Genomic DNA, 24,477 nt, shown 5'->3' on the forward strand with positions numbered 1-24,477 from the left:
CGGCGCATGTCGCCGAGGAGATGCCAGTGCATGCGGGGATGCAATCCGGTGAAGGCCCCTGCATGCCGCCGTATCGTGGAAACAGGGGGCGAAAGTGAAGGTTCTCCATGTGCTGGTCGGCGCGGAACTCGGCCTGTTAGGCGAGGAGATCGCCGATTACCTTGTGGATGCCGGCCACTTCGTCTATGCATGGGACGACGACCCGGCGGTCCGCAGCGGCATATGGCAACAGCGCTTCACGCACAATGCACGCGTCATCGAAAAAGACGCACCGGACATCCGGCGGATCGACTACGAGATCCGCCCGGCGGGAACCACGAGCCGCTCCGCCGCACCCGTGCTGGGGCTCGAGCTCCGCGCGGCGGCGGGACATTCGACGGCAGGCTGTCTCGTGCAGCTGCCCGGCAGCGAGGCGCTCGTCCGCAGCACCGTCTGCCGGGACAGCCCGCCCGACGGGGCCGCCGTCCCGCCGGCCGACGCCCTCCGGGCCACCCTGGCGGACGTCTGCGTCGACGCCCTGATCCACCTCACCCGCGAGGGCCACGACTCCCTGGAATTCCACCCCCGCCAGGAACGCCCGCACGACCTCGCCGAACTCCTGCGCTGGGAGACCGCCGCTGCCGCGCTCACCGGGCGCGCCCGCGCCGCCGACGCCCGCGAGGACCGTTTCGACATCACCGACGTCGCCGGAACGGGCCACCCGGACCACTCACCCGACGTCACCACGTACCGGCCGGACCTGCAGTCGACGCCCCTCACGGCGAAGCACCTGGAATGGCTCTGCGTCACCCTGCAGATGCTGCTCAACTCCCGTAAGACAGGCGTCTACGGCTACGACCTGATCACCCGCCACGGCAAGGCGCGCAAACACGTCGAGGCCGACCGGTATTTCCACTCGTCCCGTCTGGACGACGACATCGACGACACGTCCCACGACGTACGCACCAACCTGTTCCACGATTTCGACGCGCTGTACAGCGACACCCTCGACCCCCGCGTCGTGGTGGAATTCGATGCGGCTGACGACACGGCCGACCGCAGCAGCGCTGTTCTGACCCTGCGCTACCGGCCCGACAGCAATGTCCTGGACATCGTCACCACCGGCCGGTTCCCCTTCACTGCCGTGCTCCGTGAGCACTTGGACCATTTCTTCGCGGGACTGCCGGAATTCGCCGACGGCGCCACGGGACTCGGCGAACTCCTGGCCCTTCCCGCACCGCTGCGGCAGCGCCTCCACGACGAGCTGCACCGCACCGAGGCGCCGTTCCGCGGGGACCTGCCCATTCACCGCCTCATCGAGGAACAGGCCGCGCTGCACCCGGACGGAACGGCCGTCGTCCACGGAGAAACCGCCCTCACCTACCGCGAGTTCAACGAAGCTGCCAACCGATTCGCCCGGCTCCTGAACGACCGGTACGCGCCCCGGCCCGGCGATCTGATCGCCCTGTACCTGGACCGCACCGAGAATCTGCTCGTCGCCGCTGTGGCCGTGCTCAAACTGGGCTGCGGCTACGTCCCGCTGGACCTGAACTCCCCCGACCGCCGCACCGCCGCGATCCTGGACGGCGCCCGGGCCGCCCTGGCTGTCAGCGACACCGCTCACGCAGCACGGCTCGACGGCATCTCCGGCGAACTCCCCGTGCTCGCCATGGACTCCGAGGACGTCCGCGCCGCATGGGCCGCACAGCCGGGCGGCAACCTCGACACGCCCGTCGCTGGCACCGACCTCGCCTACGTCATCTACACCTCGGGCACGACCGGCAGGCCCAAGGGCGTCGCGGTGGAGCACAGGAGCTACGTCAACATCGCCACCGACATCGGCCGGTGCATCGGCTTCCGGCCGGGCGAGCGAATGCTCGCCGTGACCACCATCGCCTTCGACATCTCCACCCTGGAGATCTTCATGCCGCTGCTGCACGGCGGCACGGTCGTCCTGGCGGGCCGCTCCGACCTGCTCGACGTCGGCAGGCTGATCGGTCTCATCGAGCAGGGCGTCGCCATCGTCCAGGCGACACCCTCCCTTTGGCACCTGATCACCCAGAGCCTCGACGGCAAGCGGCTCCCCGTCCGGGCCCTGTGCGGCGGCGAAGCCCTCTCGCCCCAGCTCGCCCCCGTGCTGGCCGCATCCGTCGACACCTGCTGGAACGTGTACGGGCCGACGGAGACCACGGTGTGGTCGACCCGCCACCTCCTGTCGCCCGAGCACCCCGAGCCGCTGATCGGGAAGCCCGTTGCCAACACCCGCTGCTACGTCCTCGACGAGCAGATGCAGCCGCTGCCCCCGGGCGTCACCGGCGAGCTGTACATCGGAGGCAGCGGGCTCGCCCGCGGCTACCTGGGCGAACCGGAGCTGACGGCACGAGTCTTCGTCACACCGCCGCAGGCGGCGGACGGCAGCGGACCGGCCGTGCCGGAGGAGCGCGTCTACCGCACCGGCGACCTGGTCCGCGCCCTGCCCGGCGGGGAGCTGGAGTTCGTCGGCCGCAACGACTTCCAGGTCAAGCTGCGCGGTCACCGCATCGAGCTCGGTGAGATCGAGAGCGCCCTCGACGCCCACCCGGCCGTTGAGCAGAGCCTCGTCGTCGTCCACCGGCCGGCCGCGGACCAGGGCGACGAATCCCGCTTCCTGGTCGGCTACTACGTCTCCGACGGGCCCGTCGACAGCACGGAGCTGCAGACGCACCTGGCCTCGCTCGTCCCCGATTACATGGTCCCGGCGGTGCTCGTCCACCTGGAGAGCATGCCGCTGAACGTCAACGGCAAGGCCGACCGGAGCGCCCTGCCCGACCCCGCGCAGTTCCTGACCCGGGGCTACGTCGCACCGGCCGGCGAGCTGGAGACCCAGCTGTGCGAGATCTGGGACCAGGTGCTCGGCAGCACTGCGAAGGGCGGCCGGTGCATCGGCGTCACCGACGACTTCTTCAACTTCGGCGGCAACAGCATCCTGGGCATCAAGCTCGTCAACAAGATCAACAGCGAGCTGGGGTCCGACATCAGGATCCGCGACGTCTTCCGCGAGAAGACGATCCGGAACCTGGCCCCCCTGGTCGAGGCCACCCTCGGTGACTTCGCCTACCGCGACTACGTGCTCGACGGCACCGACATCGAGCAGCTGCACGAGCCGTTCCCGCTCACCAACGTGCAACAGACCTACTACCTGGGCCGGTTCAACAGCTTCGAGCTCAGCAGCGTCTCGACCCACGTCTACAGCGAGTTCCGCTACAGCAGCATCGACCGTGCCCGCCTGGAAGCCGCGTACAACCGGCTGCTCGAACGACACCTCGCCCTGCGCACCGTGTTCACCGACGGACAGCAGCGCTTCCTGTCCGAGGTTCCCCACTACCGCATCGCGTTCCACGACCTGAAGGACCCGGAGGAGCTGGAGCGCCTCCGGAGCGCCTACTCCCACAAGCTCTACGACCCCGAGCAGTACCCGCTGTTCGACGTCGTGCTCAGCCGTCTCGACGGCGTCTTCCGCCTGCACATCAGCTTCGACGCGCTCATCATCGACATGGGCAGCTTCGACATCCTCTTCGACGAGTGGGCACAGCTCTACGCCGACCCGCAGCGCTGCCTGCCCGCCCTCGGCACCAGCTACCGCGACTACGTGCTGCAGTACGAGAGGATCCGCGAGAGCCCCCTGCTGCTCCAGGCCCAGGAGTACTGGGAGAACAAGGCCGACGACTACAATCTCGACCTGAAGCTGCCGCTGAAGGAGCGACCCTCCGCCGTCGACACCCCCGTCTTCCGGCGCAAGAGCAAGGTGATCCCGGCGGCGGTGTGGGACAGGCTGGCCGACCGGTGCAGCCAGTACGGCATCAGCCCGACCGCACTGATCGTCGAACTGTTCAGCCGCGTGCTCAGCCAGTGGAGCGGTCAGGACCAGCTGTGCATGAACCTCACGCTCTTCAACCGGCTGCCCCTGCACCCCGACATCAACGGCGTCATCGGTGACTTCACGGTCCTGGAGCTCTTCGACTACCGGACGGAACGCGAGCTGGGCATCGCCGCCAAGCTGCGCCGGGTGCACGGCGAACTCCTCCAGGACGTCGACAACAACCTCTTCGACGGCGTCGACTTCCAGCGCCTGCTGAAGACGCGCCACTCCATACCGGTCGGCAAGATTGTCGCTCCGGTCGTGCTGACCAGCACGCTGGGCGCCAAGGGCAATGCGAGCATGTTCGAGCTGCCTCTCGACGACAGCTACCAGGGCGTCGACCACTCGATCTCGCAGACGCCCCAGGTGTGGCTCGACAACAAGGCGTACGAGACCGACGAGGGCTTCGTCGCCGAATGGGACTACGTCGAGCAGCTCTTCGACGATGCAGTCATCGACGCCATGCACGACGGGTACTGCCGCCTCATCGAGCAGCTGGCCGAACTGGACTGGGAGACCGCGGCGTTCCCTTCGCTCCCGGTGCCCGCAGAGGACCTCGCGCTCATCGAAGCGGCCAACGCGGATGACCGGCCGGTGAGCGAGCACACCCTCTTCGGCCTCTACGAGAGCCGACTGGCCGAGACCGGCCGCCGCGACAGCACGGCGGTCGTCGACGCGGCCACGGGCGCCTCGTTCACGTACGGACGCCTGCACGACGACTCGGTCCGCCTCGCCGGGGCGCTCCTGGCCCCCGGCACGCTGCCCGCCGAGCGCGAGACGGTGGCAGTCCTGGCGGAGAAGGGATACTTCCAGGTCCTCACCACGCTCGCCGTGATGAAGGCGGGCGCGGCGTATGTGCCGATGAACGTGGCGTGGCCGGGCGCACGCATCGGTGAGGTGCTCGAATCGGCGGGCACGCGGACGTTGTTGGTGTCGCGTGGGCAGGCGGAACGAGCGGACGTGCAGGCCCTGACGGATGTATGCCGGGTTCTCGTCATCGACGAATTGCTCAACGGAACATCTGAAGATGCCGAACTGCCGGCTGTGCACGCGGATGACGTCGCCTACGTCATCTTCACCTCCGGCTCCACCGGCCGCCCCAAGGGCGTGACCATCAGCCACCGCGGCGCCGTCAACACCCTCCTCGCCGTCAACGAACGCTTCACCATCACACCCGACGACCGGATACTCGCACTCTCCGAGCTGAGCTTCGACCTGTCCGTCTACGACCTCTTCGGCACCCTCGCCGCAGGAGCGGCCATCGTCTTCCCCGCACAGGACGAGACCAAGAACCCCGCCCACTGGGCCCACCTCGTCGAACACCACCGCGTCACCGTCTGGAACAGCGTCCCGCAGCTCGCCGGTCTCCTCATCGACGAAGGCGGCAACCTGGCCTCCCTGCGCCTCTTCCTCCTCAGCGGCGACTGGATCCCCACCAGCCTCCCCGACCGCATCCGCCAGACCACACCCCACGCCACCATCATGAGCCTCGGCGGCGCCACCGAAGGCAGCATCTGGTCCATCTGGTACGACATCCAGCACGTCGACCCCGCCTGGACCAGCATCCCCTACGGCACCGCCATGCCCAACCAACGCATGTACATCCTCAACACCGAGAACGAACACTGCCCCACCGGCGTCACCGGCGAAATCCACATCGGCGGCACCGGCGTCGCACTCGGCTACTGGAACGCCCCCACCCTCACCGCCGAGCGCTACATCCAACACCCCACCCTCGGCCGCCTCTACCGCACCGGCGACCTCGGCCGCTGGCACCCCCACGGCCACATCGAATTCATCGGCCGCAACGACTTCCAAGTCAAACTCAACGGCTACCGCGTCGAACTGGACGAGATCGCCGCCAAGCTGAACCGGCTGCCGGGCGTCGACCGTGCGGTCGCCAGGATTCAGCGGGGCGACAAGCACGACCGGCTGGTCGGATACTTGGTCCCGTCCGCCGACTACACGCCGCTGACCGGAGCCGGTGACCCGGGGCTCGACAAGCAGACGTTCCTCATGAGCGGGCACGGCGTGCTGGAGGGCACCGCTCCAGGGATCCCGCTGACGCCCACGGCCGACACGGCCGCGTACGCCCGTGCCAAGAGCTACCGGCACTTCCTGCCCGAGGACGTCGATCCCTCCCTGCCGCGCAAGCACTTCTCCGAGGTGCTGGCAACGGCCACGGCGGCCTCGTCCGCCACCGGTCAGACCCGCCTCGGCATCGAGGACTGGACGGCGGTGCTGGAGCAGCTGTCCGCCGTGTCGCTGCCCGACCGGGCCCTGCCGAAGTACCGCTACCCGTCTGCCGGAAGCACCTATCCGGTGCGCACGTTCGTCAAGCTGTCGGGCCGCACCGAGGGCCTGGGCAGCGGACACTTCACGTACCACGCGCCGACCGGCGAGCTGCGCCCGCACGACCTCGACGCCGTGGCCGCCCTTTCCGGCACCGGAGGCGACGAACTGCAGCTTGTCGTCCACTGGCCCGCCATCACTCCGCTGTACGGGGAACAGGCGCGGCGTCTGGCGCTTCTTGAGGCCGGGCACATGCTCGCTCTGCTGACCGATGTGCTGGACGCGCGCCGCATTCCGTATGCGGTCGAGCTGGAGGACCGTCCCCTGGACGGCGAGCACACCGCGGTGTGCCGCATCGTCCTGGGCGCAACCGGCGGCTTCGAGCCGTCACGGCTCGGCCTGGCCTGCTTCCTGAGGGACGCGGACGCCACCGACTACACCGAGCACGAAGGCAGCCGCCGCTACGCGGCCGGCGATCTTCCGGTCTTCGACCGCGCGAGCGACGTGTGGGCGGTCCTCCGCCGGGCCCGGTGCCTGCTGACCCTGGAAGGTGGTGAAGGGGCCGCGGACACGGTGTCGGCCGGTTTCCTGTTCCAGCGGCTGAGCAAGCGGCTGCGGGCCGAGGGCCTGGGCACCTGCCCGCTGGGTCTGCAGCTCACCGACCGCGGCGTCTACACCATGGCCGTCGGTGCGGTGGACGAGCAGGCGCGTGCGGCCTCCGACAGTCCGGCCGATCCGCCGACGCTGACCGCTGCGGTCACCGAAGAACTCGCCAAAGCCCTGCCGGAGTACATGCTGCCCAGCGGCTACGGCGTCCTGGACGCGCTGCCGTTGAGCGCCAACGGCAAGCTGGCCGCCGACCGGCTCCCGCCGGTCGAGTTCGCCGGCGTCCACGTCGCGCCCGCGACGGAGACCGAACGCGCCCTGGCCGCCGTATGGGCAGACGTTCTCGGTCGGCCGACCGAGGCCATCAGCACGAACGACAGCTTCTTCTCGGTCGGCGGCAACTCGCTGGCCGCCATGAAGCTGGTGCGCCTGCTCCAGCAGGACCTCGGGTTCGAGCTGAAACTCCGGGACCTGTACCGGAACGACACGATTCTCAAGCTTGCCGAGCACGTCGGCACGGCCCTGACGGACACCGTGCGCGAAGAGGGAGAGCTGTGAACCCCGAGCTGGAACTGCTGAACGACCTCCGGTCGGCTCACGTTCTCATCTGGAACAAGGGCGACGACCGGCTCGGCTTCTCCTTCCCCCAGGACACCGGCTTCCCTCAGGAGCTCAAGGACCGGGTGAAGGAGCGCAAGGAACAGCTGCTGCACGTGCTGGAGCTGTCCGGCATCGACTCCCAGGACCGCGCCCGGCAGGCCACGCACTACAAGCTGCCGGACGCCGCCCACGACAGGACGCTCAGGTCCATCCAGAAGGGGATGTATCTGCAGAGCCGGATCGACGAGCTCGGGTTCACCTACACCATCCCGCTGTTCGTCGAACTTCCCGACGCCGACGCGGAGTCGGCCGAGCACGCGGTGCGTGCGCTGCTCGCCGCCGAGCCGATCCTACGGATGCGGGTGCATGAGGACCTGTCGTACGAGCTGTTGCCGGCCGGTTCCTTGGAGATCGCCCGCACCCGGATCGCCGTCGGCGAGCTGGACGCACTGCGCGACGACCGGGCCCGCACCGTCTTCCCGCTCGCCGACGGACAGCTGATCCGGCCCGAGGTCGTCGAACTGGGCGACGGGCAGGGCGTGGTGGTCGGCCTGACGCACCACCACATGCTGTCCGACGCGTACTCCATGGAGCTGCTCGCCGGCCGACTGACCGAGTTGCACGACGCACCGGCCGGTGCGGACGCCGCCGCACGTGCGCTGAACTACTTCGACCTTGCGGAGCAGCAGCGGATCGACCTGGCACGGCCGGAGTACGCCGCCGCGCGCGACGCTCTCGCCGCCCGGCTGGCCGCTGCCGAGAAGCTGCGGCTCCAGCACACTCCCGCGCACGGGGCCGACAACCGGGCCGGGATACTGCGCTACGAGCTCGCACCGCAGCAGCACCGGGCGCTGTCGGAGCTGTCCGGCCGGCACGGGCTGAGCCTGTACGCGCTGCTGTTCACCGGCCTGTACCAGACGCTGAGCAGCTTCGCGGGCGGTCAGACCGACTTCGCCGTCGGCATCACCGTCGCGAACCGCCCGCCCGCCTTCCAGACGGCCGTCGGCCCGTTCATCAACACCCTTCCGCTGCTGCCGGAGTTCCGCGGCAGTGACCGGTTCCTGGACAACGCGCGCCGCGTGAACGAGGCGGTCGTCGAGCTCAACCAGCACCACCAGCTCAACCTGAACATGCTGACCGATGCCCTGCCGGGCGGTGCGGCGGACCTGGCCGACGTGCTGCCGGTCCTGTTCACCATGCACAACTTCGCCCCGGTGGAGAAGACGGCCACCGCGGCCGGGCACCGGGTGCTGCCCTACGACGACCTTGCGGAGAAGTTCGGCATCTCGGTCATCGCCAAGGAGGACGGCGACCGGGTCTCCTTCACGGTCACCTATGCCGAGGCCCGCTACGAACACGCCTATGTCCAGGCGCTCTTCGACGCCTACCTGACACTGCTCGCTTCGGTCGCCTCGTCGCCGGAGGACGAGGTCACCGACCGGCTGGCGCTGGTGGACGCCGAGGGGCTGCGGCAGCTCGCCGACTGGAACCGCACCGAGTGGGACCACGGCAGCGTGCAGACGGCCGTCGAGATGTTCGAGCAGCAGGCGCAGCGGGCTCCGGACGCTCCCGCCGTCGTCTTCCGTGACCGGCAGCTCAGTTACTCCGAACTGAACGAGCGCGCCAACCGGCTGGCACATCTGCTCGCCCAGCGGCACGGCGTCGGTGTCGGCAGCCTGGTCGGTCTGCTGCTGGACCGCAGCGAGCACATGCTCGTCGCGGTCCTGGGCGTCATGAAGGCCGGCGGCGCGTACGTTCCCGTCGACCCCGGCTCGCCGCACGAGCGGATCCGGTTCATCCTCTCCGACACCGGCAGCCCGCTGCTGCTCACGGACGAGCGCAACGCCGCCGACTGCCGCGATGCCGGACTGCCGGTGCCCGTGCTGTCCGTCGACGGAGCCGACGACGAGCTGGGCGCACAGCCGGCCGGCAACCCGGGCCTGCCGCTCACCGGTTCCGACCTTGCCTACGTCATCTACACCTCCGGCACCACCGGGCAGCCCAAGGGCGTGCTGTGCGAGCACGGCGGCCTGGTCAACCGCATCCAATGGATGAACCGGGCCTTCCCGCTGGACCCTGCCGACAGGGTGCTGCAGAAGACGCCGTACGTCTTCGACGTGTCGGTGTGGGAACTGCTGTGGGCCAACTGGTTCGGCGCGACGATCGTGTTCGCCGAACCGGAGGACCACAAGGACCCGTACGCGCTGATGGAGCTGATCGAGCGCGAACAGATCAGTGTCGTGCACTTCGTGCCGTCGATGTTCAGCGCCTTCCTGGAGGCGGTGGAGGCGTCCGCCGGACCTGCCCCGCAGGGGCTCGCGAGCCTGCGGTACGTCTTCTGCAGCGGCGAGGAGCTCAAGCTCGCCCAGGTCCGCGCCGCACACGCGCTGCTGCCCGGCGCGCGTCTGCACAACCTGTACGGCCCGACCGAGGCGTCCATCGACGTCCTGCACCACCCCTGCACCGACCCGTCGGCCGACGCAGTCCGCATCGGCACGCCGATCGACAACACCCAGGCCCACGTGCTCAACGCGGCGCGGACGCCGCTGCCCGTCCATGCGATCGGCGAGCTGTACCTGGGCGGTGCCGGCCTGGCGCGCGGCTACCTCAACCGGCCCGAGCTCACCGCCGAGCGCTTCGTCGGCAACCCTTTCGGCGCGGGGCGCCTCTACCGCACCGGCGACCTCGTACGGCGCCTGCCCGACGGCGGCATCGAGTACCTCGGCCGCAACGACTTCCAGGTCAAGATCCGCGGCTACCGCATCGAACTGGGCGAGATCGAGGCCGCCCTGGCCCGGTTCCCCGGCGTCAGGCAGGGCATCGCCCTGGTCCGGCAGCCCGATCCGCAGCGGCCCGAGCTCAAGCACCTCGTGGGCTACTACGTCGCGGACCACCCGCTGGACGAGACCGCCCTGACGGGCGCGCTGCACGCCGCCCTGCCGTCCTACATGATCCCGCACGCCCTGGTGCATCTGACGGCCGTGCCCGTGACCGTCAACGGCAAGCTCGACCGCAAGGCGCTGCCCGAACCCGGCCCGTCGGACGCCGGCCGGGAGCGCATCGCCCCGCGCACCGCCCTGCAGGAGCAGGTGCACGCACTGTGGGCCGAACACCTGGGGCTGCGCCCCGACGAGCTGGGCATCCGCGACGACGCGACCCGGCTGGGCATGGACAGCATCGTGGCCATCCGGCTGGCGAGCCGGCTGCGCCAGCAGCTCGGCCTGGCGGTCGGCGTCCGGGACGTGTTCTCCCTGCCGACCATCGAGCAGTTCGCGGACTACATCGAGAGCCGCCGGGCCGCAGCGTCCGAACCGCGGACCGACGTGCTCACCGAACAGGGCACGCTGACGGGCGAGCTGGAACTGCTGCCCATCCAGTCCTGGTTCTTCGAGCAGGACTTCGACCGCCCCGAACACTGGAACCAGGCTTTCCTGCTGCGTACGCCCGAACTGTCGCTGCCCCGGCTGGAGTCCGCACTGCGCGCACTCACCGACCACCACGACGCGTTCCGGCTGCGCTACCGCGACACCACGCAGTCCTACGACCCGGTCGCCTCGTTCCCCGGCCTCAACGTCCTCGACGTGCGCGGCCTGCCCGCGGCCGAGGGCACCCCCGAGTTCGCCGAGGCCCTGCACCGGACGCTGACCGGATGGCAGCGCGGCTTCGACCTCGAGCACGGGCCGGTGTACGCCGTGGGTTACCTGCACGGCTATGCGGACGGCAGCAGCCGCGTGTTCTTCGCCCTGCACCACCTCCTCACCGACACCGTCAGCTGGCGCATCCTCGCCGAGGATCTGCACACCCTCTACGCAGAACAACGACTCGGCGCCAAGGGCACCAGCTACCGCCAATGGACCCATGCCGTCACCGCCTACGCACACCACCACCCCGAACAACACGCCTACTGGAACAACCTGCTCACCGACTTCCGGCCGGGCGACCAGTTCATCGACCGGTTCGCCGACGAGACCGGGGCGGCGCACGCCGAACAGTTCGTCCTGAGCGAGCAGCACACCCGGGACCTGCTGGGGCCGGCGCACCGCGCGTACCACACGCACATCGACGACCTCCTGCTGACCGCGCTCGGATGCGCCCTGGAGGCCGTCGGCGGCGGGCGCACCCACCACGTCCTCGTCGAGGGCCACGGCCGCGAGGACATCGACCCCGCGCTCGACGTCTCCGGCACGGTGGGGTGGTTCACCACCCTGTACCCGGTGCGGCTCCCCTTGGGCGCCGAACTCGGCGAGAGCATCCGGGCCGTCAAGGAGAGTCTGCGGGCGGTCCCCGACAAGGGCATCGGCTACGGCCCGCTCGTCGGCTACGAGCGCGAACTGCCCCGAGTGTGCTTCAACTACCTCGGCAGGCTCGACGCCGAAGAGGACGGCGACTGGCGGATCGTGATGGAGGACAGCGGCGAGGCCATGCCGCCGCGCAACGCCTCCGGCACACTGCTGACGGTCTTCGCCTACGTGACCGAGGGCCGCCTCCGGGTGCGCGTCGACAGCCGACTCGCCGCCGGGACCACCCGTGCACTGGCCCGGGAGCTCGAAACCGCGCTGGCCGCCTGCATCGACCACTGCACGGAACGGACAGGCGTGCGCTACACGCCCAGCGACTTCCGCGCGGTCCGCAGCGAGGCCGACCTGACGGCCCTGCCCGCGGGAACGGGCGCGGATCCGGACGGCTGGTTCGACATGACCGAGATCCAGAAGGCCTACCTCGTCGGCCGGCTCGGCAACTACGAGATCGGCAACGTCGCCAACCACGTCTACAACGAGTACCTGTACCGGGAGCTGGATACCGACCGGCTGGCCGCTTCGGTCGACCGGCTCGTCGCCGAGTGCGACGTGCTGCGCACCGTCTTCTCCTACGACCGGCTCCAGCAGCGGGTGCTCGACCCCGCGGACGTCCCGCCCTGCGAACTGATCGTCCACGACTTCAGCACTCACTACTACGACGCGTCCCACCTGGCCGGCATCCGGGAGCGGCTGTCGCACCAGCTCTACGACCCTGAGCGGTTCCCGCTGTTCACCCTGGAGGTGAGCCGCTTCCGCGACCGCTGCGTGCTGCACTTCAGCTGGGACCTGATCATCCTCGACGTGCAGAGCAGGCTCGCCGTCCTGCGCCGCCTCGATGACATCTACCGGGGCACGGACCGGCGCCCGGAGCTGCCACGTGCGAGCTTCAAGGACTACCAGGACTACATCGGCCTGCTGAAGCACTCGCAGTGGTACGAGGAGGACCGCTCCTACTGGCAGGAGCGCCTGACCGGCATGCCGTTGCGGTGCACCCTGCCGTTCAAGGAGTCGCCGGACGCCGTCGAGCACCCGCGTTTCGACGAGCACACCCTCTACGTCGGGCGGGACGTCTGGGAGCGCTTCAAGGAACAGGCCCGGCAGCACGGGGTGTCCACGTCCTCCGTCCTGCTGAGCCTGTTCGGCAACGTGATCTCCTACTTCTCCGGATCCCGTGAATTCCCCCTCACACTCACGTTGTTCAACCGCTATCCGGTCCTGGAGGGCGCCGAGGAGCTCCTCGGCAACTTCACCTCGACCGTGCTGTTCCACTACGCCGACCGGGGCGCCGACATCGTCTCGCTGGCCCGGCGCACCCACGACGTGCTGTGGGAGGACATCAGCCACGCCCTCTACTCGGGTGTGGAGGTCCAGCGCGACCTGAGCAGGCTGCACGGCCTGGACACGACCAAGGCCGTCTCGCCGATCGTGTTCACGGGTGTCGTGGGCAACGAGACCCGTGACTTCGAACGAGCCGCATATCTGGACGACAGCGAACTCGTCGAGGAGCGCCACTGGAGCGCACAGACCTCACAGGCCTGGATCGACCTCCAGGCGATCGAGGTCGCGGACGGCTTCATGAGCAAGTGGCTTTATGTGGAGCAGCTCTTCGACCGGTCGGCCGTCGAACACCTCAACCGGCTCTACTGCCTGCTCATCGAGCGCCTGGCGGACGGCGGCTGGGAGGCCGGGCTGCCCAGGGACCGCTACCTGCCCGAGCCGGACCGCGCGCTGGTCGCCGCCGCGAACTCCTCCGACATGGCCGGCTGCGAGCAGACGATGTTCGGCCTGTACGAGGAGCGATGCCGTGCGGAGGGCTGGGAGGATGCAACCGCCGTCATCGACAGCGCAACCGGGCGGACGCACACCTACGGCGAACTGATCGAGCAGAGCAGGACCCTCGCCCTGCGGCTGCGCAGCGAACTGGGCGAGGAGCCGGGCGAGCTGCTCGTCGGCGTCCTCGCGGAGAAGGGCTACGGGCAGGTACTGGCCACCGCTGGCGTCATGAAGGCCGGGCTCGGCTACCTGCCGCTGCACGTCGACTGGCCGACGGGCCGGATCGCGGAGATCCTCGACCAGGCCGGTGTCCGAACGTTGTTGGTGTCGCGTGCGCAGTCAGAGCGATCAGATGTGCAGGCGCTCGCAGAGGCGTGCCGGGTGCTCGTCATCGACGAGCTGCTCGACGAAACATCTGAAGATGCCGAACTGCCGGCTGTGCACGCGGATGACGTCGCCTACGTCATCTTCACCTCCGGCTCCACCGGCCGCCCCAAGGGCGTGACCATCAGCCACCGCGGCGCCGTCAACACCCTCCTCGCCATCAACGAACGCTTCACCATCACACCCGACGACCGGATACTCGCACTCTCCGAGCTGAGCTTCGACCTGTCCGTCTACGACCTCTTCGGCACCCTCGCCGCAGGAGCGGCCATCGTCTTCCCCGCACAGGACGAGACCAAGAACCCCGCCCACTGGGCCCACCTCGTCGAACACCACCGCGTCACCGTCTGGAACAGCGTCCCGCAGCTCGCCGGCCTGCTCATCGACGAAGGCGGACACCTCGACTCCCTGCGCCTCTACCTCCTCAGCGGCGACTGGATCCCCACCAGCCTCCCCGACCGCATCCGCCAGACCACACCCCACGCCACCATCATGAGCCTCGGCGGCGCCACCGAAGGCAGCATCTGGTCCATCTGGTACGACATCCAGCACGTCGACCCCGCCTGGACCAGCATCCCCTACGGCACCGCCATGCCCAACCAACGCATGTACATCCTCAACACCGAGAACGAACACTGCCCCACCGGCGTCACCGGCGAAATCCACATCGGCGGCACCGGCGTCGCACTCGGCTACTGGAACGCCCCCACCCTCACCACCGAACGCTACATCCAACACCCCACCCTCGGCCGCCTCTACCGCACCGGCGACCTCGGCCGCTGGCACCCCCACGGCCACATCGAATTCATCGGCCGCAACGACTTCCAAGTCAAACTCAACGGATACCGCGTCGAACTGGGTGAGATCGAGAGCGCGCTCTCCCAGGACCCGCGCATCTCCCAGAGCGTCGTACTGATCAAGGAGTACGACACGGCGGCCGGCCGCCGTGGACAACTCCTGGTCGGTTACTACGTGTCCGACACCGAGCTCGATCCCGCTCCCCTGCTGGAGCGGCTGTCCGCGAGCCTGCCGGCGTACATGGTTCCCGAGGCGCTGGTGCACCTGCCCGAGCTGCCGTTGAGCCCCAACGGCAAGCTGGACCGCAATGCGCTCCCCGACCCGGGGACGGCGGTCGCCGCCGAGCACGTCGCACCGCGTACCGAGCGCGAGCGGCAGCTGCGCGACGCATGGGCCGACGTGCTGGGTCTGCCGCAGGAGCAACTGGGCATCACCGCCGACCTGATGCGCCTCGGCATGGACAGCATCGTGGCCATCCGGCTGGTCAGTCGTCTCCGCAAGGTGCTTGGCCTGCAGGTGAGCGTGCGCGACGTCTTCGCCCACCGCACCATCGAGCGGTTCTACGACCGGGTCGTCGCCGGCTCCGAAGCGGTCGTGACAACGGCCGTGCGGACCGAGCAGGGCGTGCTCGAAGGCGATGTGCCCCTGCTGCCCGTCCAGTCGTGGTTCTTCGCCCAGGACTTCCCCCGGCCCGCCCACTGGAACCAGGCCTTCCTGGTCCGTACGCCCGAACTGGCGGTCCCGCGGCTGGAGTCCGCCCTGCGTGCGCTCGCCGAGCACCACGATGCGCTGCGACTGCGGTACCGCGGTACGGAGCAGTTCTACGACCCCGCTGCCCCCTTCCCTGGCCTCAACGTCCTCGACGTGCGCGGCCTGCCCGCGGCCGAAGGCACTCCCGAGTTCAACGAGGCTCTGGAGCGCGTACTCACCGAGTGGCAGGGCGGTTTCGACCTGGCCGCCGGACCGGTGTACGCCGTGGGTTACCTGCACGGTTACGCGGACGGCAGCAGCCGGGTCTTCTTCGCCCTGCACCACCTCCTCACCGACACCGTCAGCTGGCGCATCCTCGCCGAAGACCTCCACACCCTCTACGAAGACCGGCAGCTCGGCGACAAGGGCACCAGCTACCGCCAATGGACCCACGCCGTCACCACCTACGCCCACAACCACCCCGAACAACACGCCTACTGGGACGACCTGCTCGCCGACCTGGACGAAGCACCGGTCCTGCGACAGGACACCGGCACCTCCGCCGAAATCGGCATCTCCCTGGACGCCGAGCGCACCGCTCTGCTGCTGGACAGCTGCCAGCGCGCCTTCGGCACGCGCATCGACGAGTTCCTGCTGGCCGCCTTCGGGCAGGCGCTGACCGGGCTGACCGGCCGGTCCGTCAGTCATCTGATGGTCGAGGGGCACGGGCGCGAGGAGTTCGACGCACAGACGGACGTCAGCCGCACCGTCGGCTGGTTCACCACGCTGCATCCTGTACGTCTTGACGTGTGTGACGACCCTGCCGACAGCCTGAAGTCCGTCAAGGACGGCCTGCGGGCGGTCCCCGACAAGGGCATCGGTTTCGGGCCTCTCGTCGGCTACGAGCGCGAACTGCCCCGAGTGTGCTTCAACTACCTCGGCAGGCTCGACGCCGAAGGGGACGGCGACTGGCAGCTCGCCGACGAGCCGAGCGGCGTGTGGATGCACGAGGACAACCGGCTGCCCTACACGGTCAGCATGACCGGCATGGTCACCGGCGGACAGCTGCGCTTCACGCTGCTCGGCAGGCTGCCGCAGCAGGACGCGGAGCAGCTGGCCCGCTCGTTCGAGGACCGGCTGACGGCGCTGGTCGACATGACGGCCCACTGCTCGCGCACCTGGCTCACGAGCAGTGACGTCGACGGTCTGCTGCCGCAGGAGCACCTGGACCGGCTGCAGGCGGCCGGCGAGCTGGACGGGGTCTTCGCCGCCGGCAGTCTCCAGCAGGGCTTCATCCACCACGCCCTGACCCAGGGCGACGTCGACGACGCCTACCGCGTCCAGGCCGTCTGGGACTACCACTCCCCCGTCGGCCCCGGTCTTCTCCGCCGGGCGTGGGAGCAGGCGCAGCAGGCCCACAGCGCTCTGCGACTGCGTTTCGACTGGCAGTACGAGATGGTGCAGGTCGTCGACCGGGAGTCCCGGCTGGTATGGGAGTTCGTGGACCTGAGCGGTCACCGGGACCCCGCCGCGGCCTTCGAGGAGCTGCTGGAGCGCGACCGCGGCATCCCGTACGACCTCGGTGTGAGCGGTCTGTTCCGGGTGTACCTGGTCAAGCGGGATGCGGAGCACTTCACTTGTGTGCTCAACACCCACCACGCGATCCTCGACGGCTGGAGCAGCCCGCTGCTGCTGCAGACCGTGCACGCCTGCTACCTCGCACTGCGCGACGGCGAGCGTGCTGTTCTGCCGGCGGAGGACTATGCCGGCATCCAGCGTCATCTGCACCGGCACGCAGGCGACCACGAGGCCTTCTGGCAGGCCTATGCGGCGGACGCCGGGGCGGACTGTGATCTCGGCGGGCTGCTGGCCGCCGAAGCCCGCCACGTCGACCTCGGCACCTACAAGCACGTACGCCGCCAGGAGCAACTGTCGCTGCCGTTGCACCCGGAGCTGCTGTCGGCGCTGCGGTCCGTCGCCCAGGAGTACGGCGTCACCTCCAACGCGGTGTTGCAGTACGCCTGGCACAAGACGCTGAGCGTCTACGGTCATTGCGACTCCACTGTGGTCGGCACGGTGCTGGCAGGACGTGACCTGCCGGTGGACGGGATCGACACCTCGGTCGGCCTGTACCTGAGCACCGTCCCGCTGATCGCCCGGCACCGTGCGGGAGCGGACAGCCTGATCGAGGAGGTCCAGCGGCTGCAGGACGACATCCACGAGATCGGCCGGCGCAGCGGTGTCGACCTGGCTGCGCTGCAGCCGGGCGGCCGGCGGCTCTTCGACAGCCTCTTCATCTACGAGAACTACCCGGCGGTCGTGGACGACGAGCACGAGCGGCTGCTGCGACCGGAGTTCCGATCCCGGTACCAGAAGCGGGACTACCCGCTGGTGGTGTCGGTCACGGAGCAGGGCACCGACGTAGTGTTCAAACTTGACTACGCAGGCGAGCTGTTCGAGGTCGAGGCGGTCCGACGCCTGCTGGCGGGTGTGGAGTCGGTGCTCGAGCACATCGCCCGTGCACCGGAAGACGCCCCGGACGCCCTGGTACCGGCCGGCGCAGCGGATGTCGAGCTCACGGAGCAGTGGAACGACACGGGCATGGCCGAGCCTGCCGAGCCCGTCATCCACCGCGCCTTCGAGGCACAGGCCGCCCGGACTCCCGGTGCCCCGGCCGTCGTCCACGACGGGCGGACGCTGACCTACGCGGAAGTCAACGCCGCCGCCAACCGGCTTGCCCGCGTGGTCCGCCAGCAGGTGCCGGTGGCGCCGGAGGAGCCCGTTCTGCTGCTGCTCGACCGAAGTGCGGACACGGTGACCGGTCTGCTCGCAGTACTGAAGTGCGGTGCGGCCTACGTGCCGCTCGACCCCGGCTACCCGGACGAGCGCACCGCGCGCATCGTCGAAGGGTGCGGCGCCCGGCTGCTGCTCACCCATGCCCGGCACCGCGAGCGGGTGCAGGCGCGCTGGCCCGGGCTGACCGTGATGGCCGTGGACGACCCGCAGACCGTTCAGGCGTGTGCTGCGGAGAGCGGCGACGACCTGGGCCTTCCGGTCGGCGGTGACGCGTTGGCGTACGTCCTCTACACCTCCGGCACCACCGGTCAGCCCAAGGGCGTGATGGTCGAGCACCGGGCGTTCACCTCGACCATGTCGGCCCTGCGCGCGCGGCACTTCCCGGAGCCGGGAGCGCTGCACACGTACAGCCTGACCAACTACGTCTTCGACATCTTCGGGCTGGAGTACGGTCTGACGCTGCTCGACGGCGGCAGCATGGTCATGGGCGACCACTTCTTCGAGGAACTGGACTGCGCGGCATACGACTTCGTGCAGATGACTCCCAGCCTGCTGGAGATGAAGCTGGACGCGCTGCGCGGCCTGCCCGGCACCCGGCTGCTGGTCGGCGGCGAGCGGCTCGAACGACACCTGCTGCACGCGGCGTTGGAGCGCTGCCCGCGCGTCGTGAACGTCTACGGCCCGACGGAGACCACCATCTGGTCGGCGTCCCGGGAGTACGCCGCGGACGCGGCGGATCGCCCTGCGGTGACGATCGGCCGTGCGCTGCCGAACGAGCAGGCGCACGTTCTGGACGCGCAGTTGCGCCCTCTGCCCGTGGGGGCGGTCGGCGAGCTGTACCTGAGCGGAGCGGCGCTGGCCCGCGGCTACTTCGGCGACGCGGAACTGACCGCCGCGCGCTTCGTGGAGAGCCCGTCCGGCGGGTACGGACGTCTCTACCGCACCGGTGACCTGGCCCGCTGGCTGGAGGGCGGCGAGATCGAGTTCGTCGGCCGCGTCGACACGCAGGTCAAGCTGCGCGGCCACCGCATCGAACTGGGCGAGGTGGAGAGCGCGCTCTCGGCCCACCCGGACGTGCGGCAGAGCGCGGTGATCGTCGGCACGCTCGACGGCGGCCCGGACACGTCCGCCGCCGCCCAGGCCCTGATCGGCTACTACGTGGCCGACGCGGCCCTCGACGAGGAGGTGCTCCAGGAGCATCTGGCCGGCCTGCTGCCGGAGTACATGCGGCCCGCCGCCCTCGTGCACCTGGCCGGACTGCCGCTGTCCTACAGCGGCAAGCTCGACGCCAAGGCGCTGCCGCGGCCGCGCCGCAGGAGGGCCGCCGCGGCCGTGGCCCCGGCCGGGGAGACCGAGCTGATGCTGGCCCGGCTGTGGCAGGAGGTGCTCGGCCTGGACGAGGTGGGGGTGCACGACCGCTTCTTCGAGGCGGGCGGCAACTCCATCCTGCTGACCAAGCTGCACGCCCGGCTGCCGGAGGAGATCCGGCAGTCGGTGAGCCTGACCGAGATGTTCGCCCACCCGACCATCGCCTCCCTCGCCGCCCGCATCCGCGGGCAGCAGCAGGAGGAGACCCGGCCGCGCCGCGAGCCGGCCGTGCGCGGGACGGCCGGGACCGGCAGCAGGGACATCGCGGTCATCGGCATGGCGGGCCGTTTCCCGGACGCCGACACCCTGGAGGAGTACTGGCGGAATCTGACCGCCGGACACGAGTCCGTCGTCCGGTACGGCCGGGAGGAACTGCTCGCGGCCGGAGTGCCCGAGGAGGAGCTCGACCAGCCCGGTTACGTGCGCGCGCAGAGCCGCATGCAGGACGTCCGGGGCTTCGACGCGGCGTTCTTCGGCTACTCCCGCCGCGAGGCCGAGCAGATGGATCCGCAGCACCGGGTGTTCCTGGAGTGCGCGTGGCACGCGCTGGAGGACGCGCTGTGCGACCCGTACTCCTACACCGGCGACATCGGGCTGTACGCGGGTGCGGGGCAGAACGACTACGCCGCCGGGCACGTCCTGCCCGGCCTGGGCGACGCCGATCTGGCCACCCGGTACCAGGTGATGATCAACAACCAGGCGAACTTCCTGTCCACCAAGGCCGCCTACAAGCTCGACCTGACCGGCCCTGCGGTGACCGTGCAGACGGCCTGTTCGACCTCTCTGGTCGCAGTGCACCAGGCGTGCGTGGCCCTGCTCGCAGGCGACTGCGACATCGCCCTGGCCGGCGGTGTGTCGATCGGCAAGCTGGGCACGGAGGGCTACGTCCACCAGGAGGGCATGGTCTTCTCCCCCGACGGCACCTGCCGCGCCTTCGACGAGGCCGCGCAGGGCACCGTCGAGGGGCAGGGCGTCGGCATCGTGGTGCTCAAGCCGCTCGACCGGGCACTCGCGGACAACGACCCCGTCCGCGCGGTCATCAAGGCCACGGCCGTCAACAACGACGGCCGGCACAAGATCGGTTACACCGCGCCCAGCCAGGACCGGCAGGCCGCGGTGATCCGCAGCGCCCACGAGAAGGCCGGCGTCGAACCGTCGACGATCGGCTACGTGGAGGCGCACGGCACCGGCACGGCACTCGGGGACCCCATCGAAGTGGCGGCACTGCACCAGGCGTTCGGCACCGGCAGCGGAACAGGCGAACGTATCGCCCTGGGCTCGGTGAAGACCAACATCGGCCACCTCGACGTCGCGTCGGGCATCGCCGGTCTGATCAAGGCGGTGCTGTGCCTGGAGCACCGCACGCTGGTGCCCACCCTCCACCACACCGCCCCCAACCCGGCGCTCGAACTGGAGAAGGGCCCGTTCTACGTCAACACGGCCTGCACGCCGTGGACGAGCGAGCATCCGGTACTGCGCGCGGGTGTCAGCTCCTTCGGGATCGGCGGCACCAACGCCCACGTGGTGCTGGAGGAGGCCCCGCAGGCCGCCGTGCCGGAGGACGGCAACGCGTCCGTCCGGGACGGGCAGCAGCACCTGCTGATGGTGTCGGCGCACACTGCCGACGCCCTCGGCCCGCAGGCCGAGGCCCTGGCCCGCCATCTGACCGAGCGCCCTGAAGTGCCGCTGGAGCGCGTGGCGTACACCCTGCACACGGCCCGGCACCGCTTCCCGCACCACCGGGTGGTCGTCGGCGGCGGCCGGCAGGAGCTCGTCGACCGGCTGACGGCCGGGGAGCACGAGCCGGTCACCCGGCGCGCGGGCCGTCAGGCCGTGTTCCTGTTCCCCGGACAGGGCGCCCAGCACCAGGGCATGGGGCAGGCCCTCCACGCGGCCGAGCCCGGCTTCCGCGCCCACGTGGACCGCTGTCTGGAGCTCCTCCGGCCGCACCTTCCGGAGGGCGTCGACGAGGCCGATCTGCTGGGCCGCACCGATCAGGTGGGCAACACCCGTTATACGCAGACCGCGTTGTTCGTCGTCGAGTACGCGCTCGCCCGGTGGTTCATGGACCTCGGCGTCCGGCCGGCCGCGATGCTCGGGCACAGCCTGGGCGAGTACGTGGCAGCCTGCCTGGCCGGCGTGTTCTCGCTGGAGGACGCGCTGACACTGGTCCTGGAGCGCGGCCGGCTGCTCGCAGGCACCGCCCCCGGGGCGATGCTCGCGGTACCGCTGCCCGCCGGACAGGTACAGCCGCGGGCGCGGGAGCGCGGCCTCGACCTGGCCGTCGTCGACGACGCGAGCACCTGCGTGGTCTCGGGCCCGCCCGGGGCGATCGAGGCACTGGCGGCGGAACTCGCCGCCGACGGCGTGACCGCCCGGCGGGTCGCCGTGTCGCACGCGTTCCACTCCCGGCTGCTCGACCCGGTGCTGGACGAGTTCGCCGCGGTACTGGCACGGATCGAACTGCGGGCGCCCACCGTCCCGTTCGTCTCCAACCTGACCGGCGACTGGGCCGACCCCGAGCAGGTCCGCACGCCGGAGTACTGGACGGCGCAGCTGCGCAGCACGGTGCAGTTCCACCGCGGACTGACCACGCTGTACTGCTCGGAGGCCGGCCGGGACGCGGTCCTGCTCGAACTGGGCCCGGGCCGCATCCTGAGCCGGCCCGCCCGCCGGCACCCGGACCGCGCCGGACGCCCCGTCGTGCCGGCCGTGCCCCGGGCCGACCGGAGCGGCGAGGAGCCCGCTGTCGTCCTGACGGCCCTCGGCACGGCGTGGGCCGCGGGCGCCGATGTCGATGCCGAGGCGTTCCACGGCCTGACGGCCGCGGACCGGGTGCGGCTGCCCGGCTACGTCTTCGACCGGCAGGAGCACTGGATCGACCGCTCCGGAACGGCCGTTCAGCCCCTGCGGACGCCGCAGCCGGTGGCGGGGTCCGTCGAGGAGGACGAGGTGGGCGCCGTCGTCGCGGAGGCCTGGCGCGCGGTCCTGGGCGTCGAGCAGGTCCGGCCGCACGACGACTTCTTCGCCCAGGGCGGCGACTCGCTGGCCGCCGTTCAGCTCGTGGCGCGGATCCGGCAACGCACCGGCGTCCGGATGGAGTTCATGGCACTGGAGCGGCACACGCCGCAGGCCCTCGCGGACCGGCTGGCCGAGCACCTCGGCAACCGGTACGCACCCGAGGACGCGTCGCCGGTGGTCGTGATCAGGAAGGGCGACCCGCAGTCGTGCCCGCCCCTGGTCCTGGTGCATCCGATCGGCGGTGACGTGTACTTCTACCGGGAGCTGGCGGCCTGTCTGCCGGACGACCAGGCGGTGTACGCGGTCCGCTCGCCGATGCTCGACGGCACCGCGGAGCTGACCACGGTCGAGGCCATGGCGGCCCACTACCTGGAGCAGCTGGCGGAGTTCGGCCTCACGGCCCCGTACCGGCTGGGCGGGTCCTCCTTCGGCGGCATCGTCGCCTACGAGATGGCCCAACTGCTGGACGCCCGCGACGGGTACCGGCCGGAGGTGGTGCTGATCGACAGCCCGGCCCGGGGCAACCTGCCCGCCGACATGACCGGCCAGGACATCATCGACTACCTGCTCCGCTACGGCCTGGCCCGGCTGGACTTCCCGATGGCGGAGCTGGAGGCCCTGGACACCGTCGAGGCGAAGATCGGCTACATCGCGGAGAAGGCGCGTGGCACGGAGTTCGAGGACATGCTCTCCGCCGACTTCCTGCCCCGCTACATCCACGCCTGGCAGCAGCACAGCCGGGCCATGCACGCCTACGTCCCGCGCCCGTACGCCGGCGACATCGTGTTCTTCTCGCACGAGGAGGAGATCCCGGAGTTCCCGGCGGACCAGGCCCCGCACTGGCGGCGGCTGGCGCGCGGCGGCTGGGCGCACGTGCCGGTGTCCGGCAACCACCTGAGCATGAACGGCATGCCGCACGTGGCGGCGATCGGCGCCCGCCTCGCAACGAACCAGGGAGAACACGGTGAGTGAGAAGACGGCCGGCGCGCTGTGCGACGTCCCCGGCGGCAGCATCTGGTACGAGGTGCTCAACGCCGACGCCCCGGGCACCCCGGTGGTGACCGTCCACGGCGGCCCCGGCACCCCGCACGGCTATCTGCGCCCCCTGGCGGACCTGCTGCCGGGCCATCCGGTCGTCGTGTACGACCAGTTGGGCTGCGGCCGCTCCGCCCGGCCCGCGGACCCCGGCCTGTGGCACCTGGGGCGCTTCGTCGACGAACTCGACACGCTGGTCGCGGCGCTGGGCCTGGAGCGCTTCCATCTGCTGGGGCACTCCTTCGGCACGATGATCGCGTGCGACTTCGCCCTGCGCGGCGGCCCGCGCCGCCCCGACCGGCTGATTCTGGTCTCGCCGGTGCTGAACGTCCGCAAGTACGAGGACGACATGCGGAATCTACTGTTCCGGCTGCCGCCGGAGACGGCCCAGGCGTTCACCGACGCGATGCGCACCGGCCGGTACGGCACGTCCGCGTTCGCGGAAGCCTCGATCGACTTCGCGGAGCGCCACATGTGCCGCACCGAGTGGCCGGACGAACTGCTGGACGCCACCGTCGGCAGCGCGGCGGACGTGCGGGACGCCATGTGGGGTCCCACCGAGTTCCGGGTGACGGGCAACCTGCGCACGTACGACCGGACCGGGCAGCTGGAACGGCTGGGGCCGGGCACCCTGTTCGTGTGCGGGGAGCACGACTTCGTGCCGCCGCGGGCCTGCCAGGCGTACGCACGGGCGGTCCCCGGAGCGGAGGCCGTGGTGATCCCGGGCGCCTCGCACATGCCCTATCTGGAGCAGCCGGAGCTCTTCGCCGAGGAACTCCTGTCCCGCATCGGCCACTTCGGCGACTCCGGCCACAACATCGCAGGTCAAAAATGACTTGTGGGACCAAGCGGCCACATGCTTACGTTGGTGCGACGAATGCCTCGACTCCCAGAAGGGGACACGGTGCGACCGGCGTTATCTGCCGTGGGTGGTGCAAG

The 24,477-nt window shown here is 70.0% G+C and carries 3 protein-coding genes; all 3 read left to right on the forward strand.

The genetic code is table 11. The features are described from left to right. Positions 1-94: 94 nt before the first annotated feature. The 3 genes from ACMATS_RS10235 to ACMATS_RS10245 are packed head-to-tail and all read left to right on the forward strand — an operon-like array spanning position 95 to position 24,373. Positions 95-7,333 carry an amino acid adenylation domain-containing protein gene (locus tag ACMATS_RS10235; RefSeq protein WP_414167747.1) on the forward strand — a complete coding sequence of 2,413 codons (7,239 nt, stop codon included), beginning with the start codon at positions 95-97 and terminating at the stop codon, positions 7,331-7,333. Then, positions 7,330-23,475, forward strand: a complete 16,146-nt coding sequence (locus ACMATS_RS10240; RefSeq protein ID WP_414167748.1) for an amino acid adenylation domain-containing protein — start codon at positions 7,330-7,332, stop codon at positions 23,473-23,475. The genes ACMATS_RS10235 and ACMATS_RS10240 overlap by 4 nt, the downstream gene beginning before the upstream one ends. Beyond that, positions 23,468-24,373, forward strand: a complete 906-nt coding sequence (locus ACMATS_RS10245; protein WP_414167749.1) for a proline iminopeptidase-family hydrolase — start codon at positions 23,468-23,470, stop codon at positions 24,371-24,373. The genes ACMATS_RS10240 and ACMATS_RS10245 overlap by 8 nt, the downstream gene beginning before the upstream one ends. Positions 24,374-24,477 lie beyond the last annotated feature (104 nt).

Origin of the sequence: Streptoverticillium reticulum (genome assembly GCF_047456005.1) — a bacterium.
GTDB classification, from domain to species: Bacteria; Actinomycetota; Actinomycetes; order Streptomycetales; family Streptomycetaceae; genus Streptomyces; species Streptomyces reticulum.